The organism is Labrenzia sp. CP4 (assembly GCF_001579905.1).
Lineage (GTDB): Bacteria > Pseudomonadota > Alphaproteobacteria > Rhizobiales > Stappiaceae > Roseibium > Roseibium algicola.
Genome location: NZ_CP011927.1, coordinates 984973 through 1000142 on the forward strand (window position 1 = coordinate 984973; position 15170 = coordinate 1000142).

At 59.7% G+C, this 15170-nt stretch carries 13 protein-coding genes; 7 read left to right on the forward strand and 6 right to left on the reverse strand.

All coding sequences use genetic code 11. The features are described 5' to 3' along the window. Positions 1 to 14: 14 nt before the first annotated feature. Positions 15 to 1649: an acyl-CoA synthetase gene (locus ACP90_RS04640; protein ID WP_062491357.1), complete on the reverse strand. Its 1635-nt coding sequence runs from the start codon at positions 1647 to 1649 to the stop codon at positions 15 to 17. 201 nt (positions 1650 to 1850) lie between these two features. Beyond that, positions 1851 to 2615, reverse strand: a complete 765-nt coding sequence (locus ACP90_RS04645; protein ID WP_023003494.1) for a sulfite exporter TauE/SafE family protein — start codon at positions 2613 to 2615, stop codon at positions 1851 to 1853. Positions 2616 to 2800: 185 nt separating this feature from the next. On the opposite strand from ACP90_RS04645, the gene ACP90_RS04650 reads away from it, so the two are divergent. Both ACP90_RS04650 and ACP90_RS04655 read left to right on the forward strand, forming a co-directional pair. Further along, positions 2801 to 4708, forward strand: a complete 1908-nt coding sequence (locus ACP90_RS04650) for a propionyl-CoA synthetase (protein ID WP_062487028.1) — start codon at positions 2801 to 2803, stop codon at positions 4706 to 4708. Positions 4709 to 4843: 135 nt separating this feature from the next. Further along, the gene (locus tag ACP90_RS04655; RefSeq protein ID WP_062487030.1) at positions 4844 to 5635 is read left to right on the forward strand and encodes a 3-oxoacyl-ACP reductase family protein; all 792 of its coding nucleotides are present in this window, start codon (positions 4844 to 4846) and stop codon (positions 5633 to 5635) included. Between the two features lie 65 nt (positions 5636 to 5700). On the opposite strand, the gene ACP90_RS04660 is transcribed toward ACP90_RS04655, so the two are convergent. Further along, entirely contained in the window at positions 5701 to 7509 is a 1809-nt protein-coding gene (locus tag ACP90_RS04660) for an ABC transporter transmembrane domain-containing protein (RefSeq protein ID WP_062491359.1), read from the reverse strand. A gap of 319 nt (positions 7510 to 7828) precedes the next feature. On the opposite strand from ACP90_RS04660, the gene rpmE reads away from it, so the two are divergent. Then, positions 7829 to 8053, forward strand: coding sequence for a 50S ribosomal protein L31 (gene rpmE / locus ACP90_RS04665; RefSeq protein WP_006932159.1), 225 nt, complete (start codon positions 7829 to 7831; stop codon positions 8051 to 8053). A gap of 364 nt (positions 8054 to 8417) precedes the next feature. Here the strand turns inward: rpmE and ACP90_RS04670 are convergent, their stop codons facing one another. Both ACP90_RS04670 and ACP90_RS04675 read right to left on the reverse strand, forming a co-directional pair. Beyond that, positions 8418 to 8957, reverse strand: a complete 540-nt coding sequence (locus ACP90_RS04670; protein ID WP_023003489.1) for a DUF1465 family protein — start codon at positions 8955 to 8957, stop codon at positions 8418 to 8420. Between the two features lie 414 nt (positions 8958 to 9371). Then, positions 9372 to 9569, reverse strand: coding sequence for a DUF1192 family protein (locus ACP90_RS04675; protein ID WP_023003488.1), 198 nt, complete (start codon positions 9567 to 9569; stop codon positions 9372 to 9374). 183 nt (positions 9570 to 9752) lie between these two features. On the opposite strand from ACP90_RS04675, the gene ACP90_RS04680 reads away from it, so the two are divergent. The 4 genes from ACP90_RS04680 (at position 9753) to ACP90_RS04695 (ending at position 14845) form a co-directional block, all read left to right on the forward strand. Further along, on the forward strand, positions 9753 to 10757 hold the full coding sequence (locus ACP90_RS04680) for an NAD(P)H-quinone oxidoreductase (RefSeq protein WP_062491361.1): 1005 nt from the start codon (positions 9753 to 9755) through the stop codon (positions 10755 to 10757). 155 nt (positions 10758 to 10912) lie between these two features. Further along, complete coding sequence (locus tag ACP90_RS04685; protein WP_055661191.1) at positions 10913 to 11653, forward strand: cell cycle transcriptional regulator TrcR; 741 nt, start codon at positions 10913 to 10915, stop codon at positions 11651 to 11653. Positions 11654 to 11861: 208 nt separating this feature from the next. Further along, complete coding sequence (locus ACP90_RS04690; protein WP_023003484.1) at positions 11862 to 12818, forward strand: TAXI family TRAP transporter solute-binding subunit; 957 nt, start codon at positions 11862 to 11864, stop codon at positions 12816 to 12818. A 233-nt stretch (positions 12819 to 13051) separates the two neighbouring features. After that, complete coding sequence (locus ACP90_RS04695) at positions 13052 to 14845, forward strand: TRAP transporter fused permease subunit (RefSeq protein WP_286145737.1); 1794 nt, start codon at positions 13052 to 13054, stop codon at positions 14843 to 14845. Positions 14846 to 14854: 9 nt separating this feature from the next. Here ACP90_RS04695 and ACP90_RS27875 read toward each other — a convergent pair whose 3' ends face one another. Continuing rightward, positions 14855 to 15103 carry a DUF1272 domain-containing protein gene (locus ACP90_RS27875; protein ID WP_081713250.1) on the reverse strand — a complete coding sequence of 83 codons (249 nt, stop codon included), beginning with the start codon at positions 15101 to 15103 and terminating at the stop codon, positions 14855 to 14857. Positions 15104 to 15170: the final 67 nt, after the last annotated feature.

The following is a 15170-nucleotide window of genomic DNA, read 5'->3' on the forward strand; positions in this document are numbered from 1 at the left end:
TTTGTTTTCAGCCCCTAGAGCGCCTTCGCCTGCTCGCGCAGGGCGAATTTCTGGATTTTGCCTGTCGAGGTCTTGGGCAATTCGCAGAAGACAACAGTCTTCGGAGCCTTGAAGCTGGCAAGGTGCTGCCTGCAGAAGGCAATCAGGTCGGCCTCGCTAACCGTTGAGCCGTCCTTCAGCTCGACAAAGGCACAAGGGGTTTCGCCCCATTTCTCGTCCGGCTTTGCCACCACTGCGGCGGCCTGCACGTCGGCGTGCTTGTAGAGCACTTCTTCCACTTCGATGGAGGAGATGTTCTCGCCGCCGGAGATGATGATGTCCTTGGACCGGTCCTTCAGCTGGACATAGCCGTCGGGATGCAGGACGCCGAGGTCTCCGGAATGGAACCAGCCGCCCTTGAAGGCCTTCTCGGTCGCTTCCGGGTTTTTCAGGTAGCCCTTCATCACGACATTGCCGCGGAACATGACCTCGCCAAGGGTCTCGCCATCGGCGGGCACCGGCTCCAGCGTTTCCGGGTCGAGCACCGTCAGACCTTCCAGCGCGACATAGCGTACGCCCTGGCGTGCCTTTTTCTGTGCCTGTTCGGCAAGCGGCAGGTCGTTCCATTCGACCTTCCAGTCGTTGACGACCGCCGGGCCGTAGACTTCCGTAAGGCCATAGAGATGGGTGACGTTGAATCCGGCGGTCTTCATGGCAGCGAGCACGCTTTCCGGCGGCGGGGCGGCGGCGGTGAAGAATTCCACTTCGCGGTCAAGATCGCGCTTGTGCTCGGGCGCTGCGTTGAGGAGCGTCGACATGATGATCGGCGCGCCGCACAGATGGGTGACGCCTTCATCGGCAATCAGGTCCCACATGGTTTGCGGGCGGACCCAGCGCAGACAGACATGGGTTCCGGCGACAAGCGACAAGGACCAGGGAAAGCACCAGCCGTTGCAGTGGAACATCGGCAGGGTCCAGAGGTAGACCGGGTGCTTGGCCATGGAGGCGGTAATCACATTCGCCTGGGCCAGCAGATAAGCGCCGCGGTGGTGGTAGACCACGCCCTTCGGATTGCCCGTGGTGCCGGAGGTGTAGTTGAGTGCGATCGCATCCCATTCGTCATCCGGAAGCGACCAGGCAAAGTCCGGGTCGCCAGATTGCACGAATTCCTCATAGTCGAGGCTGCCGAGACGTTCGCCTTCCTGCGGAAATTCGGTGTCGGAAAAGTCGATCACAGTAGGTGTCACCGTCGCAATCGACAGGGCTTCCTTGACGACCGGCGCATATTCACGATCGGTGATCAGCACCTTGCAATCGGCATGGTCGAGCTGGAAGGCAATGATAGCAGCATCGAGGCGTGTGTTCATGGAATGCAGAACCGCACCGGCCATCGGCACCCCGTAGTGGGCTTCCAGCATCGGCGGCACGTTGGACAGCATGACGCTGACCGTGTCGTTCTTGCCGATTCCGAGCTGTGTCAGTGCGGATCCAAGCTGGCGCGCCCGCCGATAAAAGGTCCGGTAGTCGGTCCGCTGACGGCCATGGACGATCGCAACCGTGTCCGGAAACACATCCGCCGCCCTTGCCAGGAAGCTCAGCGGACTGAGCGGTGCATAATTGGCGGTGTTCTTGTCGAGACCCCGGGCGAAGGGGTTGACGCTGGCATCCATGACCATCCTCCCTGAAGCATCCCGCCAGCAGATGGGAACGGGATGCCAAAAACGTCTTGAGACCAATCTGGTACCTTCCGCCACATGGGGGAACGGCACGGTGACCGGTTGATTTTGGCCGTATCAAAACCGGAAACGGTTTGCCGTGCAATTGGTCATTGGCGGGGGTATCCCCTTAGACGATCCACCCTGCACGCCTTGTCAGGCAAGAAGGCCGACAATTCCATCATAAGTCAGTTTGGCGCCGATCACGCCCATGAAGATATAGATGATGGCGTAGAACATTTCCGCCTTGACGATGCGCACCAGCCAGACGCCGACAAGAGTTGCCACCAGGGCAACTGGAAACAGCGTGACGGAAGTCGACAGGTTGGTGGCGTCGAATTGTCCCAGCAGGAAATAGGGCACCAGCTTGATCGCGTTCACGGTGGCGAAAAAGATGACCGCCGTTCCGGCAAACAGCATGGGCGCCATGCGCAGCGGCAGCATGTACATCTGAAAGGGTGGACCGCCGGTGTGGCTGATGAAGCTGGTGAAGCCTGCCATCATGCCCCAGAATGTGCCCTTCGGCAGATTGTGACCGCTTGCGGTGGTGATCTTGCGCTGCTTGAAGAGATAATCGGCGACGAAGGCCAGGGACATTATGCCGATCAGGAAGATGACGAAGGAGTCGTTGACATAGGCGGCCGTGGCCCAGCCGATGCCAATGCCCATCACGGCCGCGGGCAGCAGAATGCTGAGGGTTTTCCAGTCAGCACGGCCGCGATAGGCAATCAGCGCGACAATGTCCATCACGATCAGGATCGGCAACATGATGCCGGCGGCCTGCAGCGGTGAAATGACGAGCGCCATGATCGGCACTCCAAGCATGGCGAAGGTACCGCCGAACCCGCCCTTGGACAGGCCGACCAGAAAGACCGACGGAATGGCGGCCGCATAGAACCAGGGATCAGTAATTGGGATCATGTGCTGAGAAACGCGAGGAGTAGAACGGACAGGCCCGGCAGACAATCATGCCAGAGTGCTTACGTAAAGTCCCGAAGGCCGAATTGCCTATAAGCGGAGGCTTGCAATTTCGGGTGCCCTTACAGCACTCTAGGCCGCAAAAGCCGGAGCTGTGTCTCCGGGCTTGTGTTTGGGAGGACATTGTCATGGCAAGCCGGTATCACGAGATCTACCAGGGCTGGAAACAGGATCCGCTCGGGTTCTGGAAAGAGGCCGCTGAGGAAATCGACTGGGTCTCGACGGGCGACAAGGTGTTCGATCCCGATCAGGGGCAATATGGCCGCTGGTATCCGGATTGGGAGTGCAACACCTGCTACAACTGCCTGGACCGGCACGTGGAGCGCGGTCGTCCCGGCCAGCCGGCACTTATCTACGACAGCCCGATTACCGGACGGACGGCAAGCTACACCTATGCGGAGCTTCTGGAAGAGGTGGAGGCCATGGCCTGCGTGCTGGCCGACCAGGGCCTCGTCAAAGGCGACCGGGCCATCATCTACATGCCGATGATCCCCCAGGCCGTGATGGCGATGCTGGCTTGCGCGCGTCTTGGTGTCATTCATTCCGTCGTCTTCGGCGGGTTCGCCGCAAACGAACTGGCAACGCGAATCGATGATGCGACCCCGAAGGCAATCATCGCAGCGTCCTGCGGCATCGAGCCGGGCCGCGTCATTGCCTACAAGCCCCTGATCGATCAGGCCATCGACATTGCCAGGCACAAGCCGGACAGCTGCCTCGTCTTCCAGCGCGAGGAACTGACGGCGGACCTGAAAGCGGGCAGGGACCATGATCTCGGAGCTCTTCAGGCAGATGCTGTCGCGGCCGGGCGCAGGATCGCGCCGGTTCCGGTGAAGGCAACCGACCCGCTCTATATTCTCTACACTTCCGGCACGACCGGTCAGCCCAAGGGTGTCGTTCGCGATAACGGCGGCCACATGGTGGCACTGAAATGGTCGATGAAGAACCTTTACGACATTCAGCCAGGGGAAGTTTTCTGGGCGGCATCAGACGTCGGCTGGGTGGTTGGCCATTCCTACATCTGCTACGCGCCGCTATTGCATGGCTGCACCACGATCGTGTTCGAGGGCAAGCCTGTGGGGACGCCGGATGCGGGAACGTTCTGGCGGGTTATTTCCGACCACAACATCGTATCGCTGTTCACGGCGCCGACCGCCTTCAGGGCGATTCGCAAGGAAGACCCGAAAGGCGAGCTGATCCAGAAATATGATCTGTCCCAGTTCCGGTCCCTGTTTCTGGCGGGAGAGCGTGCGGACCCTGAAACGGTCAACTGGGCCATCGACCAATTGCAGGTTCCGGTGATCGACCACTGGTGGCAGACGGAAACCGGCTGGTGCATCGTCGGCAATCCGGTCGGTCTCGGCCAGTTGCCGGTCAAACCGGGGTCGCCCACCGTGCCGATGCCCGGCTACGACGTCCAGGTGCTGGACGATGCCGGGCATCCGCTGGGCGCCAATACACTTGGCAACATCGTGGTGCAACTGCCGCTGCCGCCGGGTTCATTGCCGACTTTGTGGAATGCGGACAAGCGATTCTTCGATGCCTATCTCGCCGAGTTCCCCGGTTACTACAAGACGGCGGATGCCGGGATCATTGATGACGACGGGTATCTGTCGATCATGGCGCGGACCGACGACATCATCAACGTTGCCGGCCACCGACTGTCGACCGGCGGCATGGAAGAGGTGCTGGCCACGCATCCCGATGTTGCCGAATGTGCCGTCATCGGCATTGCAGACAAACTGAAAGGCCAGCTGCCTTGCGGGTTCGTTGTACTGAAAGCCGGTGTCGACCGGACCCACGACGAGATCGAGAAGGAGCTTATCAAGCTGGTGCGCGACAAGATCGGCCCGGTGGCGGCATTCAAGATCGCGATCACCGTCGAACGGTTGCCGAAAACGCGCTCCGGCAAGATCCTTCGAGGCACCATGCGCCAGATTGCCGATGGAGAAAGCTGGAAAATGCCGGCCACGATCGACGATCCGGCAATCCTGGACGAGATTACCGAAGCGCTCAAAACGCACGGGATATCCGTCTGAATTGACCAGGTGACGTTGCTGGAGGGCGATAACAGCCATCGACACAGCCGTTTTTGACACTTAATGTCGGGCCGCCGCGAAGCGGCCCGCGCTATTTGCGCATCAGAATTAAACTCAAGCAGCCGTGAGGTTTCCGTGTCTTTGGAGAATAAGGTCGCCATCATTACCGGGGCAGCCCGTGGGATCGGATTTGCAGTCGCCAAGCGCTTTGTCGCCGATGGCGCGAAGGTCGTGATTGCCGATGTGGATGACGAAGCCGGTGAAGCCGCGGCTGAAGATCTGAAATCGCAGGGCGAGGCAATTTACATCCATTGCAACGTCGCTGAACGTCTGGACGTTCGCAATCTGGTTGCCGAAACGCTGAACGCCTATGGCGACATCGATGTGCTGGTCAACAACGCCGGCATCGTGGTCGGCGCGGATTTCCTCGACCTGGAAGAAGAGGATTTCGAGCGCGTCCTGTCGATCAACCTGAAGGGTGCATTCCTGTGCTCGCAGGCCGTTGCCCGCCACATGGTGGAAAAGGTGCAGAACGGTGGCGAGCCGGGCTGCATCGTCAACATGTCGTCGGTCAACTCGGTGCTCGCGATCCCGAACCAGATCCCCTACTGCGTTTCGAAGGGTGGCATGTCGCAGCTGACCAAGACGACCGCCCTGTCGCTTGCCCAATACGGCATCCGTGTCAACGCCATCGGGCCGGGCTCGATCATGACCGAGATGCTGGCGTCGGTGAACAGCGATCCGGCGGCAAAGAACCGCATCCTGTCGCGGACGCCGATGCTGCGCGTCGGTGAACCGTCCGAAATCGCCAGCGTCGCCGCGTTCCTGGCGTCCAGCGATGCCAGCTACGTCACCGGTCAGACGATCTTCGCCGACGGCGGCCGCATGCCGCTCAACTACACGGTCGCGGTTCCCGACGACGCGTGATTTGACATCGGCATTCATCAGCCAAGAAGGGCGGCAATCATGCCGCCCTTTTCACGTTTGACGGACTATGCGGTTTCCGCGTCCAGCTCGGCACCAAACTGCAGCCTAGCAAGCTTTGCATAAAGGCCACCGGCAGCGGTCAGTTCGCCGTGTGTCCCGGTTTCGACAATCCGGCCGTTTTCCATCACCACGATCCTGTCTGCCTTGAGAACCGTTGCCAACCGGTGCGCGATCACCAGTGTGGTCCTGTTCTCCATCAACCGGTCGAGGGCTTGCTGGACCAGATTTTCGCTTTCCGCATCGAGCGCGCTTGTGGCTTCGTCCAGCAGCAGCACGGGGGCGTGTTTCAGGACGGCACGGGCAATGGCAATACGCTGGCGCTGGCCGCCGGAAAGGGTAATGCCGCGTTCGCCGACGATGGTGTCGTAGCCGTCCGACATCTTCTCGATGAAGGGGGCCGCAAGCGCTGCTTCCGCGGCGGCGATGACTTCTTCCTGGCTGGCGTCCGGCCGTCCGTACGCGATGTTCTCCGCAATGCTGGCGCCAAAGATAGCTGTGTCCTGCGGCACCAGTGCGATATGGCGGCGCAGGTCTTCCGGGTCGAGATCTGGCAGGGCAACGCCATTGAGGCGGATGTCACCCGAGACGGGATCGTAGAACCGCATCAGCAGGCTGAAGAGGGTCGACTTGCCTGCGCCGGAAGGTCCGACCACGGCAACTGTTTCGCCCGGCGATATGGTGAGGCTGAGGTCGCGGACGACGGGCATTTGCTCCGCGTTACGGTAGGCAAAGGACACATCCTGGAAGACGATCTCGCCGCGCGGCGTCTCGGGCAGGCTGACGGGGTTTTCAGGTGCGGCGATTTCCGGCTGGATTTCCAGAAGTTCCGACAGGCGTTCTGCCGCGCCGGCTGCCTGTGAGAGTTCGCCCCAGACTTCGGAGAGGGCAGCCAGGGATCCGGCCGCCAGAATGGAATAGAGCAGGAACTGGCTGAGTTCACCGCCGGTGATCCTGCCGGAGAAGACGTCGCTCGCACCGATCCAGAGGACGGCGACGATGCTGGCCCCGATCACCATGATGGCAAAGCCGGTCAGCGCAGCGCGGGCGACGATTGCCTGACGGGCAGCCTGGAAGGCGGCATTGACGGCATCTGCGTAGCGGCCTGCGCTGCGGCTTTCATGGGTAAAGGCCTGAAGCGTGCGGACCGAGCCCAACATCTCGCTTGCATAGGCTGATGCTTCAGCAAGGGTATCCTGGGCAAAGCGGGACCTTCTGCGCACCTGGCGCCCGAAGCCGAGGATGGGAATGAGAATGACCGGTATAGCTGCCAGAACGATAACGGAAAGCCGTGGACTGGTGACGACCATCATCACGGCAGCGCCCAGGAACATGATCAGGTTGCGCATCGCAAGCGACGCACTGGAGCCGAAGGCAGCCTTGATCTGGGTGGTGTCGGCCGTCAAACGGGAGAGGATTTCCCCGGATTTGGCGCTGTCGTAAAAGACCGGGCTGAGCCTGGTCATATGAGCAAAGACATCGGAGCGCACATCGGCGACGACCCGTTCGCCAATCCACATGACCAGGAAATAGCGGACGGAACTGGCAGTTGCGAGAGCGCACACCACGCCGATCAGCACGGCGAAATAGGAATTGACCAGCGCGGGATCATCGGCGCCGAAGCCGAAGTCGATCATCCGGCGGACCGCCGCAGGAAGAACGAGCGTTATGACGGCGGCCGAGAACAGGGCTGCGACTGCCGCTGCAACCATGGTCTTGTGCCGGAAGAGATACGGCAGCAGCCGGGTAAGCGGGCGAAGCGATCTGCGGGACTTTCCGGATGGGGATTGGGTTTCGTTGGCAGGGGCGTCGGCCACTGGGGTCTCCTTGTTGTTCCTTCCCGTCTTAGCATGTTCCGCAGTGCGGACAATGACTTTGGACAAAGCCGCCAAGAGCTTTAAAAGGGGTTTGCCGGAGGAAAGCGGGCCGCGTCGGCGAGGGGTTGAAATCCTTTGCCGGAGATAGCTGGAAATTGCCGGAATTTGCCCCTTGTCTTGGCTCCTTCCATGGGGTATATCCCCGCCTCATGTTTCTGAGGGCGGCGTCCGCAACCGGATCGGCGGCCCCTCATTTCGTTTTGCGTTTGCTTGGCGGCTTTCCCGGAAGGTTGTCACAGGGCGCTTGAAAGGACCGGCCATGAAAGCGGATATTCATCCCGACTACCACACCATCAAGGTCGTCATGACCGATGGCACCGAATACACCACCCGCTCCACGTATGGTGCGGAAGGCGACACCCTGACGCTCGACATCGACCCGACGTCCCACCCGGCATGGACCGGTGGTGACCGTCAGCTGATGGACCGCGGCGGCCGCGTGTCCCGCTTCAAGAACAAGTTCGCTGGCTTCCTGGGCTCCTAAGCTTCAGCCACGACAGTTTCAAACGAAAAGCCCGGCCTCTGGCCGGGTTTTTTTGTGTTTTGAGGTCTGCAGGAAGCGCAGCAAATACAATGTCAACCCGGGCGAGCGCCGCGAGATCCTGGGTTTACTCGTTTCCTGAGAGCTGGTCAGAGACCTGACAAGTGACTTGGCCAGAAAACTGGAGCGTGTTGACCTTCATCAGTAAACCCTGGCGCTTCGGCACCCGGCGTTGAAAGCAGCCTTCGGATCTACGCTTCGCTACTCGGGAGGCATCCTGCAGCTTTACTGGGATCCAGCGTAGGCTCACCCAAAACAAAAAGCCGCCTTGCGGCGGCTTTTCGAATTCGAAAGAGGTTGATCGGTCTTAGCCGAACTTGCCGAATGCGGCGTGCAGCTTGTTGATCTGGGAAGCGACCGGATTGTCGTTCGTGGCTTCCTCGACCTGCTCTGCGTCCTTGCGGTACAGCATCTTGTCGAGGTGGACGACGCGTTCCTGCAGCCGGGAAGAGCGGTCGACCAGCTCGCGCAACGTTTCCGGCAGATCAGTCCAGGTTGGGCCGCCGGCGGCTGTGGACAGCTTGTCGAGGCGAACCTTGTTCTTCTCGCTGCCGGCCTGCTCACGGGACATCTCTCCCTCGTTGACCGCACGCTGCAGCAGCAGCCAGGAAGCCAGCTGCATGAGCCGGGTGGTCAGACGCATGGATTCCGTCGCGTAGGCGAGGGAGGCAGGACGCGGAAGCTGCTTGGCTTCTTCGCGGCCGTTGCCGTCCAGGTACATTGCGGTTTCCTCGACCAGCGACATGCCTTCCTGAAACAGGCTCTGGAAGCTGTCGGAGCTGGCAAGGTGATGCGCGATATGAACTGCGCTTCCTGTGTCACCGGCTTTTTTGATGTCGTCCGTCATAGGATTGCTAAGCCTCAATTACTCTTCCGGTTATCCTGCCATCTCTTCTTGGTCTGTCCCGGAATATGACATCCCGTTTCAGGTGTTCCTTTTTGGAACGATGCAGGTCTTCATGGCCTGTATCCAGCAAAGCGCGTGCCAAACGGACAAGTAAACGGCCATTAACCAGAACATTGACAAGATACTATGAGGCGTTGGCAAAAAAAAGAGCCGCTTGGTTGCGGCTCTGAGTCTTTAACAGGGAGGCGTCAAACAGAGTGGACAGGAGCCACTCACATCCAGATGACTGGATAGCTATATTTATATTTTAGAAAGATTAATAAGAGGTAAACGAGTAAATTTTTACCTATCAGCTTTACTGTAAGTGCGTGTCAAAAAAGGACATAAACTCAATTTCTGTAATAATTTACAGGGTCACTTCTGGAAAATTGAGTTGGCTGCATCGCGAATAGTGCCGCGTTGCTCAAGCTCCTTCTGGGTACGGTTAATTTCACCCTTCAGGGCTTCGATCCGTTCCTGCAGCTCCGCCTCGGAAAGACGAGACAGTTCTTCCCCTACGGTAACTGCGCCAAGTGGTGATTTTTTGGGGACATCTTCATCAAACAGGTTCATCGGTTTCCTCCTCTGCGGTCCCAGATCGGGGTCCGGCCGCGTTTCCGACCGTTATTTAACCCGAGCCCGGGCGGGTTGCCTCGCCGGGCTGTTTTCCTGCAAATAGACAGACGCTCGATTTACCATATGCCAGGCACAGTTGGCCTAGCCAGTCCCAAAATGAACCAAAAAGGAAACGCCTCTATGCAGAATCTGCCGGATCGCATGACCGCCGTTGCCATTTCAGAGCCCGGAGGACCGGAGGTTCTGCGCGTTGAAGAGCGGTCCATTCCCGAATTGGGACAAGGTGAGATCCTGATCAAGGTGGCGGCTGCCGGTGTCAACCGGCCGGATGTCCTGCAGCGCAAGGGGGCCTATCCGCCGCCGAAGGGCGCGTCCGACCTGCCGGGGCTAGAAGTCTCTGGCGAAGTGGTGGCTCTGGGCGAGGGAGCAGGTCGGCACAAGATCGGTGACAAGGTAACGGCGCTCGCCCCTGGCGGTGGCTATGCGACCTACTGCAAGGTGCCGGAAGGACATGCCTTGCCGGTTCCCAAGGGGCTTTCCATGGTGGAGGCCGCAGCCGTTCCGGAAACCTTCTTCACTGTCTGGACCAATGTGTTCGATCGCTGCGGCCTGAAAAGCGGAGAGCGCTTCCTGGTGCATGGCGGCACTTCGGGCATCGGCACGACGGCAATCCAGCTCGCGAAGGCTTTCGGCGCCGAAGTCTTCACCACTGTCGGGTCGGCGGAAAAGGCCGAGGCGGTGAAAAAGCTCGGCGCGGACCACGCCATCAGCTACCGTGAAGCGGAGTTCGAAAAGGTGATCCTGGAGATCACGGGTGGCGAAGGGGTTGACGTGATCCTGGACATGGTCGGTGGTGACTATGTTGAACGGAACTGGAAAGCCGCAGCGGTGGAAGGGCGTATCTGCCAGATCGCGACGCTGAACGGCATTGCGGAGAACGTCAATTTCTCTCGCCTGATGGTCAAGCGCCTGACCCATACGGGGTCGACGCTGCGTCCACGCAGCGATGCGTTCAAGACGGCAATTGCCGAAAGCCTGAAAGAGAAGGTCTGGCCGCTGCTCGAATCGGGCAAAGTCGCGCCCGTGATGGATTCCACCTACCCCTTGGCCGAGGCCGCGGAAGCCCATCGGCGCATGGAAGGCTCTGGCCATATTGGAAAAATCGTCCTGACGGTGGATGTCTGATGCCGGATGGAAACCTGCAACTGCGCGATTGTTACGCGAGTATTTGCGTTTCCGTGTTTTTCGACATATATTCCGGCCACTTTCCAGGAAACTGATCAAGGAACACCGCTTTTTCGCCCTGCCGGGCGAGGGAGCAGACGAGAGGAATTTATCTGATGGCGAACACGCCGCTTATGCCGAAGGCAACCGCCGTCTGGCTCGTGGACAATACCGCGCTGAGTTTCACTCAGATCGCCTCCTTCTGCAAACTGCACCCGCTTGAAGTGAAGGCAATTGCCGATGGCGAAGCCGCACAGGGGATCAAGGGCCTTGATCCGATCCTGACCGGCCAGCTCTCCCGTGAAGAAGTCGAAAAGGCTCAGAGAGATCCGAACTATCAGCTGAAGCTTCAGGGTTCGAAGGTGGTCGTGCCTGAATCCAAGCGCAAGGGACCGCGTTACACGCCGGTGTCCCGTCGTCAGGACCGTCCGAATGCGATCCTGTGGCTGGTGCGCAACCATCCGGAACTGAAGGATGCGCAGATCATGCGCCTTGTCGGCACCACCAAGCCGACCATTGCCGCAATCCGCGACCGGACCCACTGGAACTCTGCCAACCTGACGCCGTCCGACCCGGTTACCCTGGGCTTGTGCAGCCAGCTTGAGCTGGACATGGAAGTCGAAAAGGCGGCGAAGAATGCTCCGCTGCCGATGGCAGGCGAAGTGAACGAGACCCTGATGTCCGTCGAAGACAGCACCAGCGAAGACGCTATCGCAGCTGCTTTCTCGCTCGATCCGTCCAAGCCGATCCAGCGCGAGGAAGAAGAGGAAATCGACGCCGATGCCGTGTTCGCCAAACTGAACTCGCTGAAGAGCGAAACTCAGGACGAAGACGAAGAAGACGACGAAAACCGCTGATCGCTTCCCGCTTTCTGCAAATTCTGGAACCGCCGGCTGAGTTCAGCCGGCGGTTTTTGTTTGACCTTCCAGACGCATGTTTCCGGCTTGCCCGCCCAGGGTGTGGAATGGCTGAATTTTCGACATGAGCCGTACCCAGATCATATGAAAACGCGTTGCCACGTTGAGGATCACACAATAATCTCCCTGAAAAATTCGGGAGACGCTCATGACCTACAGACTTTTGAAACTTGCTTTTGGCCTGACCCTCGCCTTTGGCTCGTTCCAGGCTCACGCGGAAACGCGGATCACCTATAAATCCGCCAAGACCGGTTCCTCCTATTACCAGATGGGTGTCCAGATCGCGGAGGCCATCAAGGCCGGCAGCAACGGCGACATGATCGTCACCGTGGAAGAAAGCCAGGGCTCCGTTCAGAACGTGATGGAAGCCAAGGCGCGCGGTGGTGACTATGTCTTCACGACGCCGCCAGCGCTCGTTTCCCTTGCCCAGGGCGGCAAGGCCATGTTCGAAGGCAAGGGCGATCCGAAGTTCGATGAAATCCGTGCCTTGTTTCCGATCCCGTCGTTGACCATGCATTTCGTCATGTCGGCCGATAGCGGTGTTTCCGACTTTGCCGGGATGGAAGGCAAGACGATCCTTCTCGGCAAGGGCTCCTTCGGTGCGACGGAAGGCGAGAAATATCTGAAGATGTTCGGTCTCGAAGGCAAGGTGAACATCGCTGACGCGGAACTTTCCAATGCGGTTGCCGCTCTCAAGAATGGCCAGATCGATGGTTTCGTGACCGCCGGTTCCTGGCCCGCGCCGAATGTTATCGAGGCGGCTGCCTCCGCGGACGTGACGGTGCTTTCGCTCAGCGACGACCAGATTGCCGAAACCAAGCGTTCTAAACTGGTCATTCCGGCCGGGACCTATGCCGGTCAGGCCGAGGACATCGTCACCACCTCGCTGCCGGTCGTTGCTTATACGACCAGCGCCATGGACGACGACACGGCCTATGCCCTGACCAAGACCTTCTGGGACGAAAAAGCCAAGATGGGCGAAGAAGCCCCGTGGTGGAACGGTGTCGATCAGGCACTGATGGCCAATATCACCGGCAAGATCCACCCGGGTGCCGCACGCTACTATCAGGAAGCCGGCATCGAATTGACCGACGCCCAGAAATAAATCAAAAGACCGAACGCGGGGCGCCATGGCAGGATCTGCCGGAAAATGGCGCCCCGTATCGTTCGAGCAGACATAATGGTCCGGCGGAAATCGTCCAACGGGCCCTTCCAGGACTGTCCAAAAGCATCAGTTTCCTGCCTTGCGCGGGAGAGCGCTCTGACAGAATGAAACCGTGCAGCGGCATGTCGCCCCTTCGGCAGATAAGCTGCGCAACCAGATAGAAATACCAGCCCATGATCAGTGGTGACACCGCGACATCGCCCTTCCAGCGAATGGCCATGCTTCTTCTCGCAACGGCGCTTGTCGTATTTCATCTCGGGCTGATCTTCTCCGGTCTGGTGCCGAACCTCGTCAGTCGGCCGCTTCATCTTGCACTTGCCCTGCCATGGATCTTCATCTTTGCCAAAGGCGGTTTTCTCACGCGCGTGAGCGGTGCAATCCTGTGTGCTGCAGGTGTGGCCGTCTGTCTGTGGATCGTGGCCAACCAGTCCGCGCTTTCGGACCAATACGGCTTTCTGGAAGGTGACTTCCAGTTCTGGATGGCCGGCACCCTGTTGCTGGTTGTGCTTGAGGGCGCGCGTCGCGCAATCGGCTGGCCGCTGCCGGTGGTGGCGGCACTGGCACTGGCCTATGGCATGTTCGGTCAGCATATTCCGGGTGAATTCGGTCACTCCGGCACGCCGCTTGCGAGTTTTCTCGGCACGCTGACCATTGCTGAAGGCGGGGTCTGGGGAAGCCTGACCGGTGTCTCGGTGGGCGTGGTCGCCATTTTCGTGATTTTCGGCGCGGTTCTGAATGCCGGGGAAGCCGGACAAGGGTTCATGAACGTCGCTGCTGCGGCGGCAGGCCGGCTCAAGGGCGGGGCGGCCAAGGTGTCCGTGTTGTCCTCGGCGCTGTTCGGCTCCATTTCAGGCTCCGCGTCTGCCAATGTGGCTTCCACCGGTGCAATCACTCTTCCGGCCATGACGCGGCTCGGCTACCCGAAAAAACTGGCGGCAGCCGTCGAGGCAGTTGCGTCCTCTGGCGGCCAGATCATGCCGCCTTTGATGGGGGCAGGGGCCTTCGTCATGGTGGAGCTGACACGGGTGCCCTATACCCAGATCATGGCAGCAGCCTTGCTGCCGGCAATTCTTTATTTCTTCGCGGTCTGGGTGGGCATCAATGCCTATGCCAAGCGGTATGACCTTGCTGCCATCGACCAGGGCGATCAGCCGCAAATGCGCCAGGTGGCCATTACCTCAGCCTTCTTCCTGGTGCCGTTCTCCGTGCTGCTGTGGGGCATGTTCGTCGCGCGCTATACACCGCAATACGCTGCCTGCATTGCCATTCTGGCCGGGTTCGCGCTGCTTTTCTTCAACGCCCAAGGAACCTTTGCACTCAAGGACATCCTGCTGCGGCTGGAAAGCGCGGCTTTGAACTCGGCCCGTCAGGTATCGGTCATCGCGGCGATCATCGTCTGTGCTTCGATCATCATCGGCGTGCTGGCGATCACCGGGCTCGGCGTCAAGATCACTTCGCTCATTCTGTCCGGGTCGGGTGGATACCTGTGGCCGTCCTTGTTCCTGACCGCGCTTGCCTGTCTGATCCTCGGCATGGAAGTGCCGACGACCGCGGCCTATGTCATCTGTGTTTCCGTTGCCGGACCGGCCTTGATGCAGCAGGGGTTGGAACCCTTGCAGGCGCATCTTTTCGTCTTCTGGTTCGCGCTGCTGTCGACCATCACGCCGCCGGTCTGCGGAGCCGTCTTCATCGCCGCCGGGATGATTGGTGAAAACTGGCTGAAGGTCGCTCTTTCCGCCATGGCGCTCGGCATTGGCCTCTACATCATTCCTCTGGCCATGGTCGCCAATCCGGCGGTGCTGGAGCTTGCGGCCCGCCCGCTGCCGGCGCTGCTTGCCGCTGCCAAGATCGGCCTCGGGCTGGGCCTTGTTTCCTACGGTGTCATAGGCTTCAGGAAGCCCTTGCAGAGGCTGGCCGCAAGCGGCGCCGGCCTTCTGATTATCTTTGTCGGGGGCAATCTGCTCTAGGCAGTCGCCCTAGGTACCCTGGCCACAGCCTTCCGGCTTGAAAATCCGTTGTGTCGAAGCTGGATGGCGCAGCAGGGCTGCTGCCGGCCGAATTGGGCGTTGCTGAAAATTGCCGCCGCAGTTGGGGCACGCGCCATTGAGAACATTTTGGGCGCAGTCCGCACAGAACGTACATTCGAAAGTACAGATAAAGGCTTCTTCCGATTCCGGTGGAAGGTCCTTGTTGCAGCATTCGCAATTGGGGCGCAGATCCAGCATGGCGGTCTCCGGTAAGGATGTGTCCGCCAAGGGTCATCCTTTGCGGTCGGTCAGGTCAAGCGGCAAT

Bases quoted from the DNA above. Each gene is read 5' to 3' on its own strand.
- ACP90_RS04640 (WP_062491357.1), bottom strand. From the start codon at position 1,649: ATGGATGCCAGCGTCAACCCCTTCGCCCGGGGTCTCGACAAGAACACC.
- ACP90_RS04645 (WP_023003494.1), bottom strand. From the start codon at position 2,615: ATGATCCCAATTACTGATCCCTGGTTCTATGCGGCCGCCATTCCGTCG.
- ACP90_RS04650 (WP_062487028.1), top strand. From the start codon at position 2,801: ATGGCAAGCCGGTATCACGAGATCTACCAGGGCTGGAAACAGGATCCG.
- rpmE (WP_006932159.1), top strand. From the start codon at position 7,829: ATGAAAGCGGATATTCATCCCGACTACCACACCATCAAGGTCGTCATG.
- ACP90_RS04670 (WP_023003489.1), bottom strand. From the start codon at position 8,957: ATGACGGACGACATCAAAAAAGCCGGTGACACAGGAAGCGCAGTTCAT.
- ACP90_RS04675 (WP_023003488.1), bottom strand. From the start codon at position 9,569: ATGAACCTGTTTGATGAAGATGTCCCCAAAAAATCACCACTTGGCGCA.
- ACP90_RS04680 (WP_062491361.1), top strand. From the start codon at position 9,753: ATGCAGAATCTGCCGGATCGCATGACCGCCGTTGCCATTTCAGAGCCC.
- ACP90_RS04685 (WP_055661191.1), top strand. From the start codon at position 10,913: ATGGCGAACACGCCGCTTATGCCGAAGGCAACCGCCGTCTGGCTCGTG.
- ACP90_RS04690 (WP_023003484.1), top strand. From the start codon at position 11,862: ATGACCTACAGACTTTTGAAACTTGCTTTTGGCCTGACCCTCGCCTTT.
- ACP90_RS04695 (WP_286145737.1), top strand. From the start codon at position 13,052: ATGATCAGTGGTGACACCGCGACATCGCCCTTCCAGCGAATGGCCATG.
- ACP90_RS27875 (WP_081713250.1), bottom strand. From the start codon at position 15,103: ATGCTGGATCTGCGCCCCAATTGCGAATGCTGCAACAAGGACCTTCCA.